The organism is Brevundimonas sp. DS20 (assembly GCF_001310255.1).
GTDB lineage: Bacteria > Pseudomonadota > Alphaproteobacteria > Caulobacterales > Caulobacteraceae > Brevundimonas > Brevundimonas aurantiaca.
Window position 1 is genome coordinate 423,740 of record NZ_CP012897.1, and the last position, 21,741, is coordinate 445,480.

The 21,741-nt window shown below is 67.8% G+C and carries 22 protein-coding genes; 8 read left to right on the plus strand and 14 right to left on the minus strand.

Annotated elements, in window-relative coordinates; genetic code table 11:
- Nucleotides 1-71 precede the first annotated feature (71 nt).
- From JL11_RS02075 to JL11_RS02120, 11 genes are all read right to left on the minus strand, one after another.
- Entirely contained in the window at nucleotides 72-377 is a 306-nt protein-coding gene (locus JL11_RS02075) for a hypothetical protein (protein WP_035307824.1), read from the minus strand.
- Between the two features lie 115 nt (nucleotides 378-492).
- Entirely contained in the window at nucleotides 493-930 is a 438-nt protein-coding gene (copM, locus tag JL11_RS02080; RefSeq protein ID WP_035307825.1) for a CopM family metallochaperone, read from the minus strand.
- Nucleotides 931-960: 30 nt separating this feature from the next.
- On the minus strand, nucleotides 961-3,522 hold the full coding sequence (locus JL11_RS02085) for a heavy metal translocating P-type ATPase (RefSeq protein WP_035307827.1): 2,562 nt from the start codon (nucleotides 3,520-3,522) through the stop codon (nucleotides 961-963).
- A gap of 11 nt (nucleotides 3,523-3,533) precedes the next feature.
- Nucleotides 3,534-3,665, minus strand: a complete 132-nt coding sequence (locus JL11_RS18060; RefSeq protein ID WP_255347087.1) for a hypothetical protein — start codon at nucleotides 3,663-3,665, stop codon at nucleotides 3,534-3,536.
- Nucleotides 3,666-3,672: 7 nt separating this feature from the next.
- The gene (locus JL11_RS02090) at nucleotides 3,673-4,272 is read right to left on the minus strand and encodes a methyltransferase family protein (protein ID WP_224764254.1); all 600 of its coding nucleotides are present in this window, start codon (nucleotides 4,270-4,272) and stop codon (nucleotides 3,673-3,675) included.
- Between the two features lie 8 nt (nucleotides 4,273-4,280).
- Complete coding sequence (locus JL11_RS02095; protein WP_035307831.1) at nucleotides 4,281-4,886, minus strand: cation transporter; 606 nt, start codon at nucleotides 4,884-4,886, stop codon at nucleotides 4,281-4,283.
- A complete protein-coding gene (locus JL11_RS02100) occupies nucleotides 4,883-8,107 on the minus strand; it encodes an efflux RND transporter permease subunit (RefSeq protein WP_054764209.1) in 3,225 nt (1,074 codons plus the stop codon). The genes JL11_RS02095 and JL11_RS02100 overlap by 4 nt, the downstream gene beginning before the upstream one ends.
- Nucleotides 8,108-8,116: 9 nt before the next feature.
- Entirely contained in the window at nucleotides 8,117-9,319 is a 1,203-nt protein-coding gene (locus JL11_RS02105; protein WP_054764210.1) for an efflux RND transporter periplasmic adaptor subunit, read from the minus strand.
- A complete protein-coding gene (locus JL11_RS02110) occupies nucleotides 9,319-10,572 on the minus strand; it encodes a TolC family protein (protein ID WP_054764211.1) in 1,254 nt (417 codons plus the stop codon). Before JL11_RS02110 ends, JL11_RS02105 begins: the two co-directional genes overlap by 1 nt.
- Before the next feature lie 56 nt (nucleotides 10,573-10,628).
- Entirely contained in the window at nucleotides 10,629-10,985 is a 357-nt protein-coding gene (locus tag JL11_RS02115; RefSeq protein ID WP_197019742.1) for a hypothetical protein, read from the minus strand.
- Between the two features lie 28 nt (nucleotides 10,986-11,013).
- Nucleotides 11,014-11,682: a cation transporter gene (locus tag JL11_RS02120; RefSeq protein WP_054764212.1), complete on the minus strand. Its 669-nt coding sequence runs from the start codon at nucleotides 11,680-11,682 to the stop codon at nucleotides 11,014-11,016.
- Between the two features lie 53 nt (nucleotides 11,683-11,735).
- Between JL11_RS02120 and JL11_RS02125 the strand changes: the two genes are divergently transcribed.
- On the plus strand, nucleotides 11,736-12,182 hold the full coding sequence (locus tag JL11_RS02125; RefSeq protein ID WP_035307839.1) for a MerR family transcriptional regulator: 447 nt from the start codon (nucleotides 11,736-11,738) through the stop codon (nucleotides 12,180-12,182).
- Here JL11_RS02125 and JL11_RS18220 read toward each other — a convergent pair.
- Nucleotides 12,079-12,498 (minus strand): NRDE family protein, encoded by a 420-nt coding sequence (locus tag JL11_RS18220; protein ID WP_368664386.1) that lies wholly within the window; start codon nucleotides 12,496-12,498, stop codon nucleotides 12,079-12,081. The two genes, JL11_RS02125 and JL11_RS18220, sit on opposite strands and share 104 nt — an antisense overlap.
- Before the next feature lie 15 nt (nucleotides 12,499-12,513).
- Here JL11_RS18220 and JL11_RS02130 point away from each other — a divergent pair, with 15 nt between their 5' ends.
- From JL11_RS02130 to JL11_RS02150, 5 genes are all read left to right on the plus strand, one after another.
- Nucleotides 12,514-12,879, plus strand: coding sequence for a single-stranded DNA-binding protein (locus JL11_RS02130; RefSeq protein ID WP_035307841.1), 366 nt, complete (start codon nucleotides 12,514-12,516; stop codon nucleotides 12,877-12,879).
- Between the two features lie 37 nt (nucleotides 12,880-12,916).
- Complete coding sequence (locus tag JL11_RS02135; protein WP_035307844.1) at nucleotides 12,917-13,342, plus strand: single-stranded DNA-binding protein; 426 nt, start codon at nucleotides 12,917-12,919, stop codon at nucleotides 13,340-13,342.
- 125 nt (nucleotides 13,343-13,467) lie between these two features.
- Nucleotides 13,468-13,875 carry a GcrA family cell cycle regulator gene (locus JL11_RS02140; RefSeq protein ID WP_066555132.1) on the plus strand — a complete coding sequence of 136 codons (408 nt, stop codon included), beginning with the start codon at nucleotides 13,468-13,470 and terminating at the stop codon, nucleotides 13,873-13,875.
- Nucleotides 13,876-14,187: 312 nt separating this feature from the next.
- A complete protein-coding gene (locus JL11_RS02145) occupies nucleotides 14,188-15,126 on the plus strand; it encodes a DUF2493 domain-containing protein (RefSeq protein ID WP_035307847.1) in 939 nt (312 codons plus the stop codon).
- A 379-nt stretch (nucleotides 15,127-15,505) separates the two neighbouring features.
- Nucleotides 15,506-16,684, plus strand: a complete 1,179-nt coding sequence (locus JL11_RS02150) for a DUF3363 domain-containing protein (RefSeq protein ID WP_231681456.1) — start codon at nucleotides 15,506-15,508, stop codon at nucleotides 16,682-16,684.
- A 13-nt stretch (nucleotides 16,685-16,697) separates the two neighbouring features.
- Here JL11_RS02150 and JL11_RS02155 read toward each other — a convergent pair whose 3' ends face one another.
- The gene (locus tag JL11_RS02155) at nucleotides 16,698-17,276 is read right to left on the minus strand and encodes an SOS response-associated peptidase family protein (protein ID WP_035307852.1); all 579 of its coding nucleotides are present in this window, start codon (nucleotides 17,274-17,276) and stop codon (nucleotides 16,698-16,700) included.
- A gap of 198 nt (nucleotides 17,277-17,474) precedes the next feature.
- Here JL11_RS02155 and JL11_RS02160 point away from each other — a divergent pair, with 198 nt between their 5' ends.
- Both JL11_RS02160 and JL11_RS02165 read left to right on the plus strand, forming a co-directional pair.
- The gene (locus tag JL11_RS02160; RefSeq protein ID WP_035307855.1) at nucleotides 17,475-18,233 is read left to right on the plus strand and encodes an ImuA family protein; all 759 of its coding nucleotides are present in this window, start codon (nucleotides 17,475-17,477) and stop codon (nucleotides 18,231-18,233) included.
- On the plus strand, nucleotides 18,148-19,668 hold the full coding sequence (locus JL11_RS02165; protein ID WP_054764214.1) for a Y-family DNA polymerase: 1,521 nt from the start codon (nucleotides 18,148-18,150) through the stop codon (nucleotides 19,666-19,668). The genes JL11_RS02160 and JL11_RS02165 overlap by 86 nt, the downstream gene beginning before the upstream one ends.
- Nucleotides 19,669-19,680: 12 nt before the next feature.
- Here JL11_RS02165 and JL11_RS02170 read toward each other — a convergent pair whose 3' ends face one another.
- Complete coding sequence (locus tag JL11_RS02170) at nucleotides 19,681-21,738, minus strand: DUF3732 domain-containing protein (RefSeq protein WP_035307860.1); 2,058 nt, start codon at nucleotides 21,736-21,738, stop codon at nucleotides 19,681-19,683.
- Between the last annotated feature and the right edge of the window lie 3 nt (nucleotides 21,739-21,741).

Below are 21,741 nucleotides of genomic sequence, written 5' to 3' on the forward strand. Positions count from 1 at the left end.
ACCAAATGGGAAGAGCGACACCGTCCCGCGAAACCCAGACCGGCTGCGGCCTGGCGGTCTGCGCTGCAGTCTCAAGGCCGTGCCGCTTCGGCCACTCCGGGGTGATCGTGATGACGCGGACCGAACTGCAACTGATCTCGCGTCAGAACAAGAAGGCCGAACCCCAAGAGACATACAGTCGCCATGGCGGCGGTCATGACCCGTCCAGCCTGCCCCTTCCGCCCGAGACGATAGGTCATGATCGCCAGGAGCGACATGAGAACGCCGAAGGACACGAACACCGGGATGCGGTAGGTCGCCGCCAGCGGTACGGCGAGACAGACGACGATCGCGCCGGCGACGAGGCTCGCGCCAATCGCGATCAGTGTGTCCTGCACCGGCCGGAACGGCTCTGGCCTCCCGTATAGCTTGGACCGGCCGCGCCCCTTGTAGCGCCCTGGACGCCATCGAGGAGCCTTGCTCCGGATCGGGGATCGCTTGCCCCCCATGGCTTCAGCCCTGCGCGTCCGCCGGGCGAGCCGCGCGGTTGGCCAGCCACACCCGCATACGGACAATTTCAGCTTCCTGAGTCCGAATGATCTCCTCCGCGAGGCCCTTGACCTCGGGATCCGAACCTTGGTCGAGCGCAATCCTTGCCATGGCGACCGCCCCCTCGTGGTGGGCGATCATCCCGCGCATGAAGTCGACATCGGCGTCGCCGCTGTAGTCGATGTTCATAGCGGCGTGCATCCGCTCGTTCGCCTCCTTGTAGGAACGGGTGGCGGGATTATCCGAGGCGGCATCGCCGTGCCCGGCATGCTGGTCGATCGGGCGTGCATCGACTGCCGTCGGCTCCGGCGCCGGGCGACCCTGCCGCGAGAGCATCCCGAAGCCGAAGACCGAGATCAGGAGAAAGGCGGCGATGACGCCAACCCAGCCGAGACGTTTCATTGGACTATCCTTTGCTTTCCTGAAGGCGGGTCATTCGACGCCGCGCGGACCGCGCCACGCCAGAAGGCGAAGCGCGTTGAAGACGACCAGCAGGGTGGAACCCTCGTGGAGGGCGACGGCAGGGCCGATGCCGAGACCGAGGATCGTCGCCGGGACGAGGAACGCCACGACCCCGAGGCTGACGAACAGGTTCTGGCGGATGATGCGGCGGGTTTGACGGCTGAGACCCACGGTGAAGGGCAACTTCGACAAATCATCCGCCATCAAGGCTACGTCGGCGGTCTCCAGGGCGACGTCCGATCCCGCCGCACCCATGGCGACGCCGACCGTCGCGGTGGCCATCGCCGGAGCATCGTTGACGCCATCGCCGACCATGGCGACCTTGGTCTCCGCCCGGAGTTTCTTGATGGCGTCGACCTTGTCCTCCGGCATCAGGTCGCCCCACGCCTCGGTCAGCCCGACCTGACCGGCCACCGCCTGGGCCGCCTTCTGGTGGTCGCCCGAGATCATGATCATGCGGCGAATGCCGAGCGCGCGGAGCGCGGTAAGGGTCTCGCGCGCCTTGGCCCGAGGCGTGTCGAGAAGGCCGATGACCCCGAGATCCTTTGTCCCGCGGCGAACCACCATGAGCGTCCGTCCCTGGTTTCGAAGGCCCGCGACGGCGATCTCGGTGTCCGGTGCGAGCGGAGCGATGGCGTCCGAACCGAACATCTCCGGTTTGCCGATCCAAACATCCTGGTCGTCCAGGCGTGCCGTGACGCCCTTGCCAGTCAGGCTACGCAAATCCGTTGCGGTTCGAACGGGGGCGGCGACCAACCGCTGGCTTCCGTCGCGGACGATCGCTTCCGCCAAGGGGTGATCGCTGAGCCGTTCGACCGCGACAGCAATCTCCAGGAGCTCGCTCTCTGTCGTCTGGCCGAACGGAACGACATCGGTGATCCGCGGCCGCCCCTCGGTCAGCGTCCCGGTCTTGTCAAACGCGATGGCGTCGAGCGCTCCCAGGTTTTCGAGCGGCGCGCCACCCTTGACGAGAACCCCGGCGCGGGCCGCCCGGGCGACCCCGGACAACACCGCGCTCGGCGTGGCGATCGCGAGAGCGCACGGACTGGCGGCCACCAGCACGGCCATCGCCCGATAGAAGCTGTCGCGGAACGGCTCGTCGACGACAACCCATGCAAACAGGAGGACGAAGGCCAGACCGAGCACGAGGGGCACGAAGACGCGCTCGAAGCGATCGGTGAAGCGCTGGGTCGGCGACTTTTGGGTCTCGGCCTCACTCACCATCCGGACGACCTTGGCCAAGGTGGTGTCGTTGGATCGACGCGTCGTTTCGATCTCGATGGCGCCGCCGCCGTTAATGGTGCCGGCGAAGACCACCGACGCCGCCGAGACATTCGCCGGCTTGGCGCGGGCCTCCTCGGGGTTCAGGACAGGCTGCTTGTCCACCGGAATGCTCTCCCCTGTCACGGGAGCCTGGTTCACGCTGGATGTTCCCTTCACGACGAAGCCGTCGGCCGGGAGACGCTCGTTCGGCCGGACGACGACGAGGTCGCCGACTTCCAGCTCTTCGACCGGAAGTTCGACGACGGCCTCTCCTCGCCGCACATGAGCGGTGCGCGGGGCCAAGGCGGCCAGAGCCTCGATCGCCTTCTTGGCGCGACCCATCGCGAAGTGTTCGAGGGCGTGCCCGAGGCTGAACAGGAACAGTAGCAGCGCCCCTTCCGCCCAGGCTCCGAGCGCCGCGGCGCCGGCTGCGGCCACCAGCATCAGGGTGTCGATCTCGAAACGCTTGCGCCGCAGATTCCCGACAGCCTCGCCGACCGTGAACCAGCCGCCCAAGGCATAGGCGATCAGGAAAAGGCCGAAGGGCAGCCATCCCGGCACGCCCGGAATGAATTTCTCGATCAGCCAACCAATCGTGAGCGCGACACCGCTGCCGACCGCGAAAATGAGCTCCGTGTTGGGTCCGAGGAAGCCGCCATGACCATGGTCGTGCCCGTCGCCTTCGGAATGTCCGTGGTCATGGCCATCGCCATCGAAGTGGCCATGGCCGTGACCGTCATCGGGCGTATGACTGGCCTCGTCATCGGATGGCGCAGTCGGCTGCGCATCAGGGCGCTTTGCAGTGGCTGAAGCAGCGTCCTCCGTCGCTCCGACCAGTGCGAGGCCGTGGCTCGCAAGGCGATCGACAAGCGTCTCACGGTTCGTGATCTGCCGGTCGAACTCCAGGCGCAGAGCGCCAGCCGGATCCAGCACCGCCTCGATCACGCCGGCTTCTTCGCCGAGCGCGGCCGCGAGCGTGCGGGCGTGCCGGGCGTGGCGGACACCCTCCACTCGCCCGACGAGATGCCCGAAACGCTCACTGACCTCGGCTCCGGCCTGACGCGCACGGCGACGGACCTGAGCCAGCGACAGCTGGTCGGGGTCGTAATGGATGCAAAGCTCTGGGCCTCCCTCGCCTTCGGCGACATGCGCCTCAGAGACGCCGGGTTCGGCCCGCAACAGCGCGATCAGCCGTCCAACGCAGCCGTCCTGCACATCGGGCGCATGAGGCAGGAGGACGGGAATGTTGAGGCGGAGGGTCTTGGGCATGATCGGGCTCCTCAGGAGACATCACGGGTAGGGATCGAGCGGTCAGGCACGAACATCCCGGCGCGCTGGGCGACGGCTCCAGCGACGAAGGCGGCGATCGCCAAAGCCGCACTCAGGAGGATGACCAGTCGCTTGCGGTTCATCTCGACCTCACGGTAGGGCGATGAGAGCGTCGAGCCAGCCGAGGTTCTGGAGGTGCTCCAGTCCCTCGAACACGGGCAACGCCAGAAGGAAGACAAGGCCGTCGCGGACAGTCCGGAGGAAGAAGGCCGGCCGGACGGACAGTTCCGCCTCATCACGCCAGAGGCGCAGGTTCGGAACGAAGCGGGGGGTGCGCACGACGTAGCTGCGGTAGGTGTCGCCGAAGGCCGACGTCAGGAAGCTTTCCTCTCGGCTCGCGACGATGCGGAACACGATCCAGCAGGCGACGGCGAAGGTGGCGCCGACGGTCAGGCTGCCCGTCTGTGCGCCGATCCCGAATGCGCCGATGAAGCTGAAAACATAAAGCGGGTTTCGACACAGCGAATAAGGCCCGCTGGTGACGATCTCCTGCTTCTTTCGGCCGCCGATGTAGAGCGAGCACCAGGCGCGCCCCAAGACGCAAACCATGATGGCGATCAGCCCGAGATGTTCGACGGGATGCTCGAGCTGTGGCTGGGCCTTCACGAGAGCGGTCCAGGCCAGCAGGGCGAACAACCCGGCGGCGATGAAGAGTTTGCGCCAGCGCTGGACGGAGGCGATGTCGATCAACGGCGGGCTCATGTCACCGAGCTCTCCGCGTCGCGTCGCGCAAGGCGCGCATCGCGTAGAATGTCGAAGCCGCCCTTGGCGGCTATGGCGGCGACCAGCACCCCCACCAGCAGGTCGGGCCACGACTGGTCCAACCACATCACCAGGCCGCCTGCGACGAGGATGCCGCCGTTCGAGGCGAAATCGTTCAGGCTGAATGTCTCGGCCGCCTTCATGTTGACGTCGCTGCTCTGCTGACGACGGATCAACAGCAGGCAGATCAGATTGATAACCGCCGCTACGACAGCGAGCACCATCATGGTCGGTCCGACCGGCTCGGTTCCCGTCAGCGTCCGGCGCAGGGCGTCGAGCAGGACGAGGACCGAGAAGATCAGCAGCATCACGCCGGAGACCTGAGCCGCCCGCGTCTTCCAGATCAGCGCGCGCCCGACGGCGAGGAAGCTGATCAGATAGACGGCCGCGTCGGAGCCGTTGTCGACGGCGTTCGCGAGCAGAGCGCTGGAGTCGGCGGCGAGGCCGCCGACTCCCAGGCCCACGAACAGCAGAGCGTTCAGGAACAGCACCACCAGGAGGGTGCGGCGCTGGACCTGCTCTGTTTCGTGGGCCCCGCTCATTCCTCGATCCCTTCCGCCTTCCGGTGTTTCACGGCCTTGGCCGCGAAGGTCGGAAGGACAAGGAGCGTCAGCGCGGTGGCCGTGAGCAGGCCTCCGATGACCACGGTGGCCAGCGGCTTCTGCACTTCGGCGCCGGCGCCGTGAGCGAATGCCATCGGGATAAACCCGACGATGGCGACGAGAGCCGTCGTCAGGACGGCGCGAAGCCGGCTTGTCGCGCCTTCGATGGCGGCAAGACGCGGCGCCGCTCCGCCCGTGAGACGCTCCCGAATGGCCTGCATCAGCACGAGACCGTTCAAGGTCGCGACGCCGGACACGGCGATGAAGCCGACCGCTGCGGAAACCGAGAACGGCATCCCCCTGAGGACAAGCGCCAGGGCGCCGCCGACCAGAGCCAACGGAACGCACGCGAACACCAGGCCCGCCTCGGCGAAGGATCCCAGAGCCATGAAAAGCAAGACCCCGATCAGGATGAAGACGATCGGAATGACCAGCCCCAGACGCTGTTCGGCCCGCTTCAGGTTCTCGAACTGGCCACCCCAGGTCAGGGAGTAGCCGGTCGGAAGATCGACGTCGGCCTCCACCTTGGCCTGGGCCTCGGTGACGAAGCCGCCCAGGTCGCGCCCGCGAACGTTGGCCTGCACCACCATCCGCCGGCTGCCGTCATTGCGGCTGATCTGGTTCTGTCCTTCCGCGACCTGAATCCGGGCGACGGAGGAGAGCGGCACGGTCACGCCTGTGGCGGTCGTTACCGGCAGAGCCGCAAGGGCCGCCGGATCATTCCGTGCATCATCCGCGAGACGGACGACGACGCTGAAGCGACGATCGCCTTCGAAGATTTGCCCGGCCTCGGCGCCGCCGACCGCGGCCGAAACCGCCTCGGAGACATCGGCGGCCGACAAGCCGTAGTTGGCGGCCGCGAAACGATCCACGCTGACGGTCAGGGTTGGGAGCCCCGACGCCTGCTCGACGCGAACGTCCGCAGACCCGGGCGTCGCGCGAAGGGCGTTGGCGACCCGGTCCGCCGTGGCCTGCAGCTGGGTGAAGTCATCGCCGTAGACCATGACCGCGAGGTCAGTCCGGACGCCGGAGATCAGCTCATTGAAGCGCAGTTCGATGGGCTGGCTGAACTCGAAGCTGTTGCCGAGCTGGCCGGCGGCGAGCTCTTCGAAGCGCGCGATCAGTTCCTCCTTGGGGAGGTTCGGATCGGGCCATTCCTTGCGGTCCTTCAGGACAATGACCGCATCGGAGATGTTCGGCGGCATCGGGTCCACAGCCGCCTCGGCCGTCCCGGTCCGGGCGAAGATGGTCTTCACCTCGGGCTGGGCCTTGATGACGCGCTCGAGCGCCATTTGCATCGCCAGGGATTGCTCCAGCGATGCTGACGGCACGCGAAGCGCCTGCATGGCGATGTCGCCTTCGTCCAGGGTCGGGATGAACTCACGCCCCAGGGTGCTGAAGGCGATGCCGCCGATGACGAGAGCGCCGAGCGCGGACGCCAGGACGATCTTCGGACGATCGACGGCCGCGCGGATGGCCGGTTCGATCCATCGGCGCGCATAGCGGAGGATGAAGGTCTCGTGCTCGTGCGCGTGGCCGTGCTCGTCGACCTCCACCTTCTTCGGATCCCGCACCAGCAGGGCCGTCATCGCCGGCACGAAGGTGAAGGAGAAGATGAAGGCGCCGACCAGGGCCAGCATGACCGTCGCGCCCATCGGGATGAAGGTCTTGCCCTCCACGCCCTCGAGCATGAGCAGGGGCGTGAAGACCAGCAGGATGATGAGCTGGCCGAAGGCGGCCGGCTTGACCATCTGACGCGCCGCGGCTCCGGCGACCGCCAGACGTTCCCGACGCGTCAGCATCCGGCCGGCCTCGGCCCGCTTCTGGCTGAGCATCAGCAGGGTGTTCTCGACCACCACGACCGCGCCGTCGACCAGAAGGCCGAAGTCCAGCGCGCCGAGGCTCATCAGGTTTCCGCTGATGCCGAAGCGGTTCATGCCGATGACCGCGAACAGGAAGCTGATCGGGATCATCAGGGCGGTAATCGAGGCCGCCCGGATGTTGCCCAGGAGCAGGAACAGAACCACGATCACCAGCAGGGCGCCTTCGATCAGGTTCTTGGCGACCGTCGAGATGGTCTTGTTGACGAGCGAACTCCGGTTCAGGACCGGTTCGGCGACGACGCTCGGCGGCAGGCTCGCGGAGACTTCCTCCAGACGTTCGGCGGCGGCCTGGGCCACCGTCCGGCTGTTGCCGCCGGCCAGCATCAGCGCCGTACCGACGACCGCTTCGTGGCCGTCGCGGCTGGCGCCGCCGAGACGCGGCGCCTGGCCGATTTCGACGGTGGCGACATCGGCGACCCGCACGACCAGTCCGTTGCGGTTGACCACGGGGGCCTGGGCGAGATCCGGAATGGTCTGCGCCAGGGCGTCGGTTCGGACGGTCAGGGCTTCACCGGACCGCTGAACATAGCCCGCACCGGCCTGGGTGTTGGCCCGCTCCAGAGCGACGATGAGGTCGTTGAGGCTCAGGCCGTATCCCGCCAGACGCGCAGCGTCGGGCCGAACCGCATACTCCTTCACATAGCCGCCGTTCACATCGACGCCGGCCAGGCCCTTCGCGGTCCGCATGCGCGGGGCGATGATCCAGTCCTGGACCGTGCGGAGATAGGTCGCGCGGGCCTGTGGCGTGGTCAGCAGTTCGCCTTCGGGCGTCAGATAGGCGCCGCCGGCCTGCCAGCCGGGCTCACCCGGTTTGGCGAGATTGGCGCTGTTGAACGGCTTGAAGTCGACCGTCCACATGAGGACTTCGCCGAGGCCGGTGGTGATCGGCGCAAGCGCCGGCTCCACACCCTCGGGCAGTCGCTCGCGCGCCTGGGCCATCCGTTCGGCCACCTGCTGGCGGGCGAAGTAGATGTCCGTGCTGTCGGAGAAGATGACCGTGACCTGGCTGAAGCCGTTTCGGCTCAGCGACCGGGTGGTCTGGATCCCCGGAATGCCCGCCATGGCGGTTTCGAGGGGATAGGTGACCTGGCGTTCCATCTGCTCGGGCGCGAGCGCCGGGGCGATGGTATTGATCTGGACCTGCCGGTTGGTGATGTCCGGGACGGCGTCGATGGGTAGCTGCGTCAGGTTGTAGAGGCCGAAGGCGGCGACAATCGCCGTCGCCAGGACCACGAACCATCGGAAGCGAACCGAGGCTTCGATAATCGCTTTGAACATGACGCCCCCCTAGTGCCCGTGCTCGGCTTCGCCCTTGGCCATCTCGGCCTTGAGCAGGAAGGCGTTGGCGGAGGCGACGCGTTCGGAGCCGGTCAGTCCCCGCAGGATCTCGGTGCGGCCTGCGGCCTGACGGCCCGCCAGTACCTGCACGGCCTGGAAGCCGCCCTCGACCTGAACGAAGACGACGGTGTTCCCGTCGACCGTTTGAACCGCCTCCGTGGGAACGGTCATCCCGCCGGCAGCCTGGCCGGTCACGACCGCGCCGGTGACGGCCGACCCGGCCGGCGGCAGGGTCGCGCCGGAAGGCCGGGCGCGGATCACGGTCGCACCGCTCTCGCTGAGACCGGCGTCGGCCGCGACACCGGTGACGACGGCGTCGAACTCCCCGTTCGGGCCGGTGACGCGCATGGGCGAGCCCGCGCGGACATTGGCCGCCAGGGCCGGCGGCGCGTTGAAGACCATTTCGACCCGGGCCGGGTTGCTGACCTCAGCCACCACGCCGCCCTGGGCGACGAAGCCGCCCGGTCCGACCTGAACGCTGCTGACCACACCGGAGATCGGGCTGGTCACGCTCAGCCGTCCCGAGGCGTTCGGCGATCCTGCGGCCGCGGAACGGGCGCGGGCGGCGCGGGTCTGCGCCTCTGCACTCAGGAACTGGGCGCGTGACGCTTCGACTTCCTGACGCGCGACGATGCCCTGATCCGACAGGCTGCGATTGCGCTCATAGGCCTGACGGGCCGCCTCGGCGGAAGCTCCGGCTGCATCGGCCTCGGCGCGGAAGGTCGCCGCCTCGCCGCTGACGAGGCTGACGAGCGGCTGGCCCGCCCGGACCGACTGGCCCGGGGCGACGAGGACCCGCTCGACGCGCCCGCCGACGGCAGCGGCGACGGCGGCGCGGGAATCGACCATCGGCTCGACGCGACCGGCCAGACGGGTTTCGCCCCCGCCACCGCCGCCAACGCCGACGATCGTGATGCCCGCTGCCTGGATTTCTGCGGCGGTCAGTTCGACCCGCCCCTCGGTCTCGGTCTCGGCGGCCTCGCCCTCGGTATGTCCGCCCTCCTCTTCGGCATGGCCGGCCTCGCCTTCAGCGGCCGGCGGCGCAGCCGGTTCGGCGGACCGGGTAGCGAACCAGAGGCCGCCGCCTCCGAGTACGACCAAGGCGGCGACGCCGCCGATCAGCAGTGTCTTGTTGGATGTGCCTTTGCGCATCACTGGGCTCCTTCGAAGGGGGCGCGGCCGTTGAGGCGCGCGAGATCGATCTCGGCGCGGACACGCGCGAGACGCGCGTCCACGGCGGCGGACCGGGCGTTGACGAGGGCTGTGCGGGTGACCCGCAGTTCGACCTGGGAGATCCGGCCGGACTCGAAGCCGATCCGCGACAGGCGGTAGGCTTCCTCGGCGGCGGTGACGCCGGCGTCGGCGGCGTTGACGCGGCTGACGGAGGCCGCGAGGCGGGCGACCGCAGCGGCGCGATCCGCCTGGGCCTCCTGCCGTGCGCTCATCAGCCGGGCGTCGGCCGCGCGAAATTCGGCCTGGGCCGCCTCGATGTTCCCCCGGTTCCGGTCGAACAGCGGCAACGGCATGCTGATCCCGAAGGTCAGGGCCGTCGCGTCCTCCGCCTCGAAGCGGCGGATGCCGATGCTGGCGTTGATGTCCGGGCGGGCCTGAACCCGTTGAACATCGATGCGCCGTTCGGCTGCGGACCGCTGCGCCTCGGCCACGCGGACCGTAGGAGCGTCATCGATCACGGAGCCGATCGTCGCGGGCGTCTCGTCCAGGAGACTGTCGTCGATCCGGGTCACGGCGACCGGGGTCATGGCGACCGCGGTCAGGCGCGCGTAGGCGGCGTCGCGCTCAGCGACGGCCTCATCCCGCGTAGCGCGGGCCGAGGCGGCCTCGGCCTCGCCCTGGATGCCGCGCAGCAGGGGCTCGCGTCCCTCCTCCACCAGCGTCAGGGCGGCGCGGGCGTCCGCGACCGTGAGGGTCAGGGTTTCCTCGGCGAGGGTCGCGCGCCTCTGCGCCGCTTCCGCCTCGGCGTAGACGAGGGCGAGACGGCCGGCGGCGTCGACCACGGCGAGATCCCGCTGCAGCCCGACCGCACCGGCCTCGGCGCGGGCGGCGGCGATACGCGTCGAACGACGCCCCCACAGCTCGAGATCCTGGCTCAGCGCCAAGGTCATGTCCGCGTTGTTCAGGCCTGAATAGGGACCTGAGCCGTAGGCGTTCTCGACATCGAAGCCGAGGACGGGGTTGGGCCGCACCCGTGCCTGACGGACACGGGCCTCGGCGGCGTCATAGTTGGCGCCGGCTTCGAGTGTCGCCGGAGCGTCCCCGAGCTGGGCGAGGAGTTGGGCATAGGTCGGGGCCGGGTCAGCCCATACGGGACTGGCCAGGGTCGCCGCGATCGCAGCGAGGGCGCAGCCGACCGCGTAACGCGGCCGCCTGCGAGATGTGGGAGACATGATTCATTTCCAGAGTTTCTGAGGACGAAGAGGCGCGCTAAGGCGCAGGTCTTCGGTCAGACTCTGGGAGGACGCTTCAGGCCGTCAGGCGTGATGGACGCCCGGAAGTCATCCTGTCGGCCGCTTTGCAGAGGAGGCTCGCCGAACGACGGAGCAAAGGCGTCCACGGCAGGACCGCGCGCCGTTGAGGTGTGGTGGCAGTGGCCGTGCGAGCAGATCCCGTGACCGCCGCTCTTGCCGCTGTGGTCGCCCTCGCTTTGATCATGATCGACGACCGCGTGAGCCGCAGGCGGTTCCGGCAGACAGGTCGCGGCGTCGACGGCGGGCGCAAAGAAGAAGGCGGCGAAGACAAGAGTCATCGCCACGATCAGCTTCGCCCATGTCGTCATCGACCAGGTCATCGCGCGCTGCATACTTTCGTTCTCGAAGTTAGGCAATGCGTTACAAAGTCCGAACAGCGGCGTGGGCTGCGCGGCTCTCCGCCCTAGCCTGCACCAAGATCGAAATGGCGGACTGGAGGAAGACGCCGCCCAGCAGAAGGCCCGCCAGCAAGTCCGGCCACCGGGATCCAGTCAGCCAGACCAGCCCGCCGGCCGCGGCGACGCCCAGGCTGTGGATCAGATCGTTCCGTGTGCAAAGCCAGACGGAGCGCACGTTGGCGTCACCGTCACGGAAACGCACGAGCAGCAGGGCGGCGATTAGATTCGCGGCGAAGCCGACCAGTCCCAGACCGGTGATGACGACGCCTTCGGGCGGCTGCCCCGTGACCGCTCTCCAGACGGCGTAGCCGAGAATGCTCACGGCCATGACGAGGAGGCTTGCGCTTTTGAAGACTGCGGCACCGGACCGCACCCGCACGGACTTGCCGATGGCCCAGAGGCTGACGGCGTAGGTGGCGCTGTCGGCCAGGAAGTCCATCGCATTGGCGGCGAGAGCCGCCGATCCCTGCATGAGACCGCCCGCGGCGACCGCGAAGAACCCACCCAGATTAAGGGCGATGACGGCCATCAGCACGCGCCGATAGGCGGGCGAGGCCCCGTCGAACCGGACCTGATGGCCGCAGCAGCCTCGGGCCGGGGCGCAGGATTCTGTCGGAGCGGGCGTCGTCATGCACCCTTCATGCATCCTCTAGCCACTAGAGGATCAAGCCCTATATTTCGAGCATGGCCAGAGACCCATCCCCTCCCCCGCTCCGGACGATCGGGCGCCTTTCGGCCGAGACCGGCGTGAAGGTTCCGACGATCCGGTTCTACGAGAAGATCGGACTGCTGGAGGAGCCGCCCCGCACCGCGAGCGACCGACGCCTTTACGACGGCGCTGCGACGCGGCGGCTCGCCTTCATTCGCCACGCGCGGCAGCTGGGGTTCGAGATCGACGACATCCGCGCCCTGCTGGCGCTGTCCGACGAACCCGACCAGCCCTGCACGGAGGTCAACCGGATCGCCGAACGCCAGCTTGCGGCGGTTGAGACTCGCATCGCCGGGCTTCAGGCGCTGCACGCCGAACTCACCCGTATTCAGGCGGCGAGTTGCTCAGGTGGGCGGATTTCCGACTGCCGAGTGATTGAGGCGCTTGGAAACCATGCGCACTGTGACGGTCTCCACGCATGACGACGGCCCTTCGCGTTCCGTCACTCCAAACAACCTTGGCCGTATCGGTCAGGTGAACGACCCGGCGGAGCACCAGTGGTTCCGAAAGTCGAGCGTACTCTTCGTCGCGGTTGCCGGCCGCCACGAGCGGCCAGTCCGGGTGGATATCCCAGGCGAGGGTGAGAACGCACATGCCCCAGCATCGCGCGAAAGCGGATCGATAGCGACAGTCCAGGCGGTCACGCCCGGGGCGAAAGCGCCCGGCCGGGAGCTGAGGAGGAAGGGAGGTCTCGGGCGAAGCGGGATTGGGGAGATCGGCTCCCCGGCGGCTTCGCATCAACAGGAGACTGATATGCAGACCATGGTGTTCACGGGCCGCCTCGCGGCCGACCCCCAGATCAGCGACGACTTCGGCAAGGCGGTCTTCCGCCTGCTCGAACAGCGCGGGACCGACAATGCCGGCAAGGCCCGGCTGGTCGGCGTCAACTGCGTCAGCTGGTCGAAGGGCCTCAACGAGAAGGTCATCGCGCGCGGGCTGGCGCAAGGGTGCGAGGCCGTCGTGATCGGCGCCTTCATCGACACCGCCTACACCGCCCGCGACGGGTCGGAGCGGACGGCCAAGGAGCTGGTGATCAATCGGCTCACCGTCCTCGACTGGGCGGAAGACCGCCAGGCCGATGCGAGCGCAGACGCGGCGGACGACCGCGCCGCCGCCTGATCCTCAACCGCTCATCCTGATTTCAAGGAGACTGACCATGCAAACCCTGACCCTCGAAGGCTACCTGGCCGCAGACCCTTCCATCCTGTCGGCGCAAGGCTCCGGCAAGAAGCGCGCGAGCTTCCGCGTGGTGGAAACCACCCGCTTCCGGCGCGCCAACGGTGAACCCGGCGAGCGGACCACCGGCTTCAACTGTATCTGCTTCAACGAGGCGACGGCTGAAAACTACATCCAGCCCTATGCCCGAAAGGGCAGCCGCGTCGTGATCCAGGGCCATGTCGAAAACGACACCTGGACCGGCAAGGACGGGGTGGAGCACTACGACCTTCGCCTCGTCGTCAGCGACATCCGGTTGAAGAACCGGCGCGTCGTCGGCGAACCGTCCGAAGACCGCTCCGGCGTCGCCGATCGCGGCGTCGAGGCGGGCGGCGGCTACGATCTCAACGACGACATCCCGTTCTGATCCGAAGGGGAGATTTGAAGGGCCCGGGCGCGCTGCGCCTCGGGCCCTTCTTCGTGCTGGCGACGGAAAGGCCGGAGGAAGGGCGCGGTCGGACGAGCCATCGGGGCTCGCCGAAGGAGACCGCCATGTCCGCATGGACCCAAGCCCGTATCAATCTGCTGAAGCGCCTGTGGCCCGAAGGGCGGAGCGCCGAGACCATCGCCCTGGAACTCGGCGGCGGCCTCACCCGCAACGCCGTCCTCGGCAAGGTCGCTCGCCTCGGCCTCTCGGAGGGGCGCACAGGCGCCCGGACTCGTCGCGAGGCGGCGCATCACGTGGCGCCCGAGCCGCCGCCCGATGGCGTTGCGACCATTCTGTCGGTGAGGCGGATGGATTGCCGTTGGCCGTATGGCGAACCGGGCGACGCCGCCTTCAGCCTCTGCGGTCGTCCGTCTGAACGCGGCGCCTTCTGCGCCGCCCATGCAGCGATCGCCTATCGGCCCACACCGCTGTCGGTGGAGGGCCTTATGCGCCTCGCGGGCGTGGCGCCTTGAGGACGGCTCGCTCGCCTGGGGATGCGCCGCCGGCCCGCCGGCGTCGAGGGACGAGAAGATCGACGCCTTCTCGTCCGTATCGGCGCGACGGCGCCGAATGGAGTCGTCGTCGCGAAGGGCGACGACGACTTGCCCCCACACAACGCCCTCCGACTTTGTCACGGCACCCCGGAAGTCAACGGCTGCGCCGTTCCCCTCCACGGAGGGCAAGCGGCCCTCCGCTCCGGTGACTGCCGAGGACCCCGCCGTGGCCAAAGCCGGGGTCGTTGCGCATGGGGCGCTTCGACAGTCTCTTTTCAAAGGAATGGTTCGATGACCCACTTCAACACCGCCTTCTCCGCCTCTTCGAAGACCGACTCCGCCTTCGACGACCTGACCGCGTCCTTGGGGGATGCGCGTCCGCACCCCACCGAGGACGCCCTGATCCAGCTGGGGCGCGCGCTCATGACCGAGCTCGTGGACGTGATCTCCGACACCGCTCTGGAGGACTATCAGACGATCCTCGGCGAAGCGCTTATCGGCGCCTTCCACTCGGCCGCGGGACGGATTGAACGGGACGCCGACCGCGCCCGTGACGCGATGCGCGCCCTGGATCGGGATTTCGACGGATCGGAAGCGGCCGATGTCGAACTTCAGGACGCAACGGCGAAAGCGAGATCCGGAGATGCGGCGACGCAGGCCTGCGAACTGATCCGGGATGCGGCCTCCGAAACCTGGACGATCGCGACCGGGGAGGTCTGGACCGCCTGGCGGGGATCACGGCGCGGCACCCATCTGACGGCGGCGCAGCTGGAGGCGAAACAGGCGATCCGGGCGATCCGGAATCGTCGGTCCGGAGAGGCCGATCCGGGCGGTCCGGTCGTCGCCTTCCGGGGCGCGCCGATGGCGGACACGGCCGAGGACGCCGGGCGGATCTTCGACGCCCTCAACTGGGCTAAGGGGGAGTGGCCGGACATGGCTCTGGCGACGACCGGGGCGAAAGGCTCCGAGAAGCTGGCGATCAAATGGGCCCAGCAGAAGGGGGTGAAGCTGATCCTCGCCCGGGCGGATTTCGACAGGAACGGAAAGGCGGCTCCCTTCCGGGCGAACGACGAGTTGATCGCGCTGGAGCCGGAGGTCTGCCTGACCCTGGTCCATTCGCTGGCCGGGGTGCGGGAGGATCAGCGGCCGTTCGGACCGGCGCTCAACCTCGGCCAGAAGGCGATGGAGAACGGGCTGCGGCACGTGCCCATCAAGGCCCGGGCCGCCTGAGACATCACGATCTGGATCAATGACCCGCTCGGCTTCGGCCGGGCGGGATTTTTCTTGTCATCCGGCGGACCCGAAGCGGTCTGAACGCCGGGGTCGCCTGGGTCTTGCCGAGGTTTGATCGGCTGTGTTCACTGTTGGAGAGGCTGGTTGGAAATCGTCAGATTGAGGGCTTAGGGCAAGATAAAAGAGGGGTTTTGGCCTTCTGTTTTCCTGAGCCCGGGCAGACACTTGCGAGGATTGCGGAGACCGACGTCGACTTGCGCTGAGTTGACGCCTGATTCCGCGACGACGACAGGCCGGAGCCCCGATCATGCAGGTCCGAACCGCCATTGAGGTACGCCTCGCCCAAGCGTCAAAGGATGACGTCTCGACCTTGAAAGTGCGCCTTCCGCAGAGGTTGAAGTCGGACAAGACCAGCGTCCGGATCGCCATGTTCCAGAGGCTCGCGGCCTCGCGCCTGTTCGCCTACGGGGACCGCGCCGGGTGTCTGCGCGCGGCCCAGAACCGCTCGGGTCGTCCCTTCCGTCTCGACGTCCGGCAGCGCGTCACGGTCAAGGCGCTGGTGTCCCGGCACATGGGCAAGGGGTTCGCCCGGGGCGCGGCGCTCGCCGCCCATATCGCCTATCTCGGCCGCATGGGCGCGGGCGAGGACGGCGAGCGCGCGGCCTTTTTCGGACCGGTGCGTGAGAGGGTCGATCCGACCGGCGCCACGGAGTGCTGGGCGAAGGACAGGCACCATTTTCGCTTCATCATTTCACCCGAGCACGGCGATCGGATTTCGGACCTCCAGGGCTTCGCCAGGGAGGTCATGTCGAGGGTCGCCGACGACCTTGGAGAACCGGGTCTGAACTGGATCGCCGTCTGCCATTTCGACACCGACCAGCCGCACGCCCATGTGCTTGTGCGCGGCCGGAGAAGCGACGGCCGGGACCTCGTGATTCCGCGCGACTACATCGGCTACGGCTTTCGCGCCCGGGCCCAGGAAGTGGCCCAGGAGCGGCTCGGCGACCTCAGCCGTCAGGACGCCGAACGGCGGGTCTGGCGTGAGACCGAGGCCGACCGGTTCACCGCCTTCGACCGCCGTCTCCTGGCAGCTGCGAACAACAACGGCTGTGTCGATGACGGGATCGGGGGCACTGACGCCTGGACGGCGCTGACCCGGGGACGGTTGCGCCATCTGGAGACCCTGGGCCTCGCCGAACGAACAGGGCGGCGCTTCCGGCTGGCCCCGGATATGGAAGCCCGACTTCGGAGGCTGCAGCTCTCGAAGGACGTCATTCGCACCCTCAACCAACGGCGTCTTGACGGCGCGCGGTCGGCGGAACAGCTGGGCAAGGCGCCGGTCCAGGGCAAGGTCGTGAAGACCGGCTTCCACGACGAACTGGGCGGCTCCGCCTATGTGGTGGTGCGCGCCGCTGACGGCTCCGAACACTATGGGCGGCTGGGTGTCGGCGAGACCCCGCCAACCGTGGGAAAAGCGGTCACGCTTTCGCTCGATGCGCGCGGCTTCGCCCAGGTCCTCAGCGGCAAGCATCTGGGTCAGGATCTGGGTCGGTGACGATTTGCCGAACTCATGCCGCTTCCGGGAAGACCTTCTCGACAGACAGGCTGCCTTCCGGCAGGGGGCGCAGCAGCTCGGCCTCGGGTTTGCGCAGGTCCAGCCAATCGAGGGCCGCATCGGGTCTCAGCAGGACGATCTGGCGGTCGTGGTAGGGGGCGATGTCCGGTCCCGGCTCGGTGGTCAGCATGGCGAAGGCGCCGTCTCGAACCAGGCCGGCGACCCAGAAGATCGGCGCGTCGGCCATGGTGAACCGCCACTTGGTCTTGCGCTTCTGACCCGGCTCGGCATCGGTGAACTCGAAGAAGCCGTCGGTGGGGATCAGGCAGCGGGTGACGCCGTCGAAGGATCGACCGTCGGATCGGAAGTTGAACACGGGTCTTCCCTGTGGCGACTTCCAGGCCCAGGGCGACACGATCAGCTGCGAGCCATCGGGGCCTCGCGTGATGATGGGCGCCCGGTCGCCGATACGGATCGAGGCCATGGGTCCGAAGTTGGGCATGCCGCCGGGAAAGACGAGACGGTCGCCGGTTCGGTTGAAGGTCTCGATCACCTCGTCGAACGGCAGGATGAGCTGATACTCGTTGCACATGCGGACCTCCGTCTACCGCCCCATTGATCGCCGACTTCGCTGAAAAAGCCAGCGGCGACCGTCCCTGGCCGTCCTGGCGCGCGGTCCACAGGTCGTCCGGCGAAGGGGATAAGAGATGAGCGAAGGTTGACTCTTCGCATCATACAGAACCAGAACATTACAGGAACATTCATCAGCCTTGGGAACAGGAGGCTTCTCATGCGCGCCCGCCTGCCTGCCGGGCTCGACATCCTGCGCGATCGGATCCGCGCCCTTGAACAGGGCGGCCGGAACACCACCGGGGTGTTGCCCTTCGGCGTGAAAGATCTCGATCGCCATCTCCCCAGCGGCGGTCTTTCACTGGGCGCCGTTCATGAGATCGCAGGCGGCGGCGAGGAGGCCGTGGACGGCGCCGCAGCCGCCCTGTTCGCCGCAGGCATCGCCGCCCGGCGGCCCGGCCAGGTGTTGTGGTGCGTAACCCGCCCCGACCTCTTCGCACCGGCCCTGCGTCAGGCCGGTCTGGGGCCGGACCGGGTGATCTATGTCGAGGCCGGGGACGAGCCTTCCCTTCTCGCCTGTTTCGAGGAAGGCCTTCGTCATCCCGGTCTGGCCGCCGTCGTGGCCGAGACCGCCCGCCTCAGTCTCGTCGCGTCCCGACGGCTGCAACTGGCCGCCGAAGACTCGGGCGGCCTGGGTCTGGCGGTGCGCCGATGGCGACGGGCTTCGGAAGCCGCCGACTTCGGTCAGCACACCGCCTCCGCCACGCGCTGGCGCATCAGCCCGGCCCCCTCCTCGCCCTTGCCCGTGCCCGGCGTGGGGCGGGCGCGCTGGTTCGTCGAACTCATCCGTTGTCGCGGCGCCGAGGCCGCGGATTTCACCTTGGAAGCCTGTGATGAGACGGGTCGTCTCGCTCTACCTGCCGAACTGGTCCGTCGATCGTCTGCGACGCGGACTGGCGGACGTCGCGCCGCCGCCTGAGCTTCCCCTGATCCTCGCGGGTCGGTCCGGGCGCCGTCGGATCGTGCTCGCCGCCAACACGGCGGCGCTGGCCCAGGGCGCACGCGTCGGCATGGCGGCGACCCAGGCTCAGGCCCTCATCCCCGGCCTCGACGTTCGGGTGGCGGATCCGGCGGGCGACGAGGCCGCGCTCGGTCGTCTCGCCGTCTGGGCCATGCGCCGGTACGCCCCCGTCTGCCAGCCCGATCCGCCGGATGGCCTCGCCATCGACGCCACCGGGGCCGCCCACCTTCAGGGCGGGGAGGCCGCCATGCTGGCGGACATGATCCTACGCCTGAAGGAGGAAGGCATTGAAGCCGACGCCGCGATCGGTCCGACCTATGGCTCCGCCCATGCCGTGGTCCGCTTCCGACGCGCGCACCGTATGATCGCGCCCGACGCCGTCGACGCCGCCATCGCAGGATTGCCGCTGGCGGCGCTGCGGCTTCCGGAGGCGTTGATCGCGCATCTGCACCGGATGGGCTTCGACCGGATCGCCGACGTCGCACATCGGCCTCGCGCGCCTCTCACGCTCCGGTTCGGTCATGACCTCGGCCGTCGCATCGACCAGGCCTACGGGCGTGTGGACGAGCCGCTCGTCCCGGTCGAGGCGCCGGAGATCCCGACGGTGTCGCGGGTGTTCGGGGAGCCGATCGGCGCGCCGGAGACCCTCGAGCGCCATGTCACGGCGCTCGCCTCGGAACTGTGCGCGGCGTTGGAGATCCTGAGCCTGGGAGCCAGACGGCTGGACTGGTTGTGCGTCCGTGTCGACAACCGGGTCGAGGCGCAGAGGGTGGGCCTGGCCCGACCGACCCGGGATGCGGCCCGGCTGTCGCGCCTGCTGACCGACCGGATCGAAAAGATCGATCCGGGGTTCGGCATCGAGCGCATGACCCTGTCCGCAGTCCAGGCCGAACCCCTCGATTGGCGGTGGGGCAAGAGCGCCTTGGGCGAGACCGAGGGGCCAGACCTGTCGGATCTCGTCGATATGCTGTCCAACCGCATCGGCGCCCAGCGCCTGTATCGACTGGTCCCGGTCGAGAGCGACGTGCCCGAGCGCTCCGTCGGCAAGGCGCCGCCCCTTTCTGTCGCTCCGGTTCTGGACTGGACGCCGGATTGGCCGCGTCCCGCACGCCTGTTGAAGCGGCCCGAGCCCGTCGAGACCATGGCCCTGCTGCCCGACAATCCCCCGACCCACTTCACATGGCGAGGCGTACGGCGTCGGGTAGTCCGCGCGGACGGCCCTGAAAGGATATTCGGAGAATGGCGACGGCGGGACGCCGAGGTCTGGGCCGTTCGTGACTACTTCCAGGTTGAGGATGAGGTGGGGCGGCGGTTCTGGTTGTTCCGGGCTGGCGACGGCGAAGATGGTCGGACGGGGTCGCAAGCCTGGTTTATCCATGGACTGTTCGGGTGATCGATTGTCGCGTCAATCCGGGGTCACCTCGTTGGGCGCGTCGGGAGCGGCCTCGTCGGCCAACCAGTGCGAGGGGATGAGGAAATCGGCCTCGCCGCGCCAGTTGGCCACCTCTTTGACGCCCTCGATGTCGCCCCATGCATGATGGTCCGCATGATCCAGCACGATGATCTGCAGGCGGGAGTTGAACGACCCGTGCGCGCGAGCGAGGCTCGCGAAAATCTTGCGCGTACTCTCCAGATCGCCGAGCCGACCTTTGCGCCCACGAGCGGCGCCAATCGACTCTCCAGGCTCGTCAAGATCGGCTTCGCCGGTGACGATCTGTTCGAAGGTGTCGCTCGGGAAATAGACCTGGCTCGGCTGATCTATGACGAGGAAGGTCGGCACCGGATTGTTCTGGAGACGATTGAGGAAGACCCCGTGAAGCGCGAGCAGGGCGGCGAGATGGTAGGCCATCCAGTTCTCGCCGCTGCCGATTTCCCAGAGAAAATCCGCGCCCTTGGCGCCCTCGCGTTCGAACCGGAGATTCAGCTCGCGCTCATCGAGCATGGGCCGGCCTTCGGCGCCTTCGATCCCGAGATGCTCGATGAAGCGGACGATGTAGCTTGAGATACGGGCATGGACGTCCGAAGCGCGGCGGCGGCGTTCTTCGTCGTTGCCTTGCCGCTCGATATCCCGGATGTCGCCGCGAAGTTTGGCGACCTGGGCCTCCAGACCCTCGTCACCCTGGATATCCCCGAGCATGCGCAAGGCCTGTTCGGTCGATCCGATAAATCTGAAGATGTTCTCCAGGCTCTGCGACTGGCCGCGTTCCTTATCGACCTGCGCCTCGAACTCGCGTCGGGTGCGTTGCAGGGCCTGAAGATCGTTTTCCGCCTGAAGCAGGGAGCCCTGAACAGCGATAAGGTCACGATCAACCATAGGCCGAGCGGTCGTCGCGCCAGTCGAGAGGCTCTGCAGCTCAGCGATCGGGTCGTTCAGTTCCTCCAGGGCGTCTTTCGCCGCTTCGGTGTCCGATCCACACAGAACGCAGGACTCTCCCGCGACATGAGCCTTGAACCAGCCGACACCTTTCACGCTCGCCGACTGCTCAGCCAGCACATCGGCATAGTCGACCACCGCTCGGGAAAGGCTGCGCAGCTTGCGTAGGCGACGCCGTTCGGCGCCGATCTTCTGGTCGAGCGCCTGCTCCTGACGACGAATGTCGTCCAGCCGGGTCACCGCAGCCGTGACCCGGCCAGGAGCGGCGACAGATTGACCGCCGGCGGCGACCACCTCGGCGAGCACCGAGAGCAGCCCGCGCAGGTCTCCGGGCGGCTCTCCGGGCGGCACGAGACTGAGCTCCTGGGCGCGGAAGAAGGCGCCGCGTGCGTTTGCGCTCCAGTTGTCGATGGCGTTGCGCCGGGTCCGCAGCTCTGTCTCGACCTTGCGTAATTCGTCACGCAGCAGCCGAAGGCGATGGAGTCTCACCAAGTCTTCGTTGGTCACGATCCCCAAAGCGAGAGGCAGCACGTGGCGCAAGGTCTCGCGATGCTCCGAAGAGTCCGCCTTGAAGAAGAGCGTGTAGGGATTGGCCACGACATGTTGTGGCAGAAGGTTGAAGGCCGCCAGATCGCGGAAACTCGCCCGCCCGCCGAAGCCTTTGTCCTTCTCCGGATCGAGCGCCAGATTGGACAGGCCGGAATAGATGTCGAGCAGCGCTTTAAGACGCGCGACGTTGGAGTTCGCCGCCGGGCGCATGGGCAGGGGCTGCTCCACCTCAGGCCCCTGTTGCAGCCATATCTCCTCGGACACCTGACGCGCCGCCGGCTTAGGGCGGGCGATCCTCATAAGGCCGGCGTCGGTTTCGATGGTTAGTCCGAACCAAGAAACCGCGTTGCGGATCACACCGACAGCGATCGAGCAGGAGCCCGACCCGAGCACATAGTCGATGATGTTGACGATCGAGGATTTGCCAGTGCCGCTCCATCCGGTCACCACCGACACCGCGCCCGGGTCGAAGGTCAGCGTCCGGGGTTCGAAGCGAACGTCTTCCGGCCAGATGATGATTTCGCGGATGAAGAGCTTCATGGG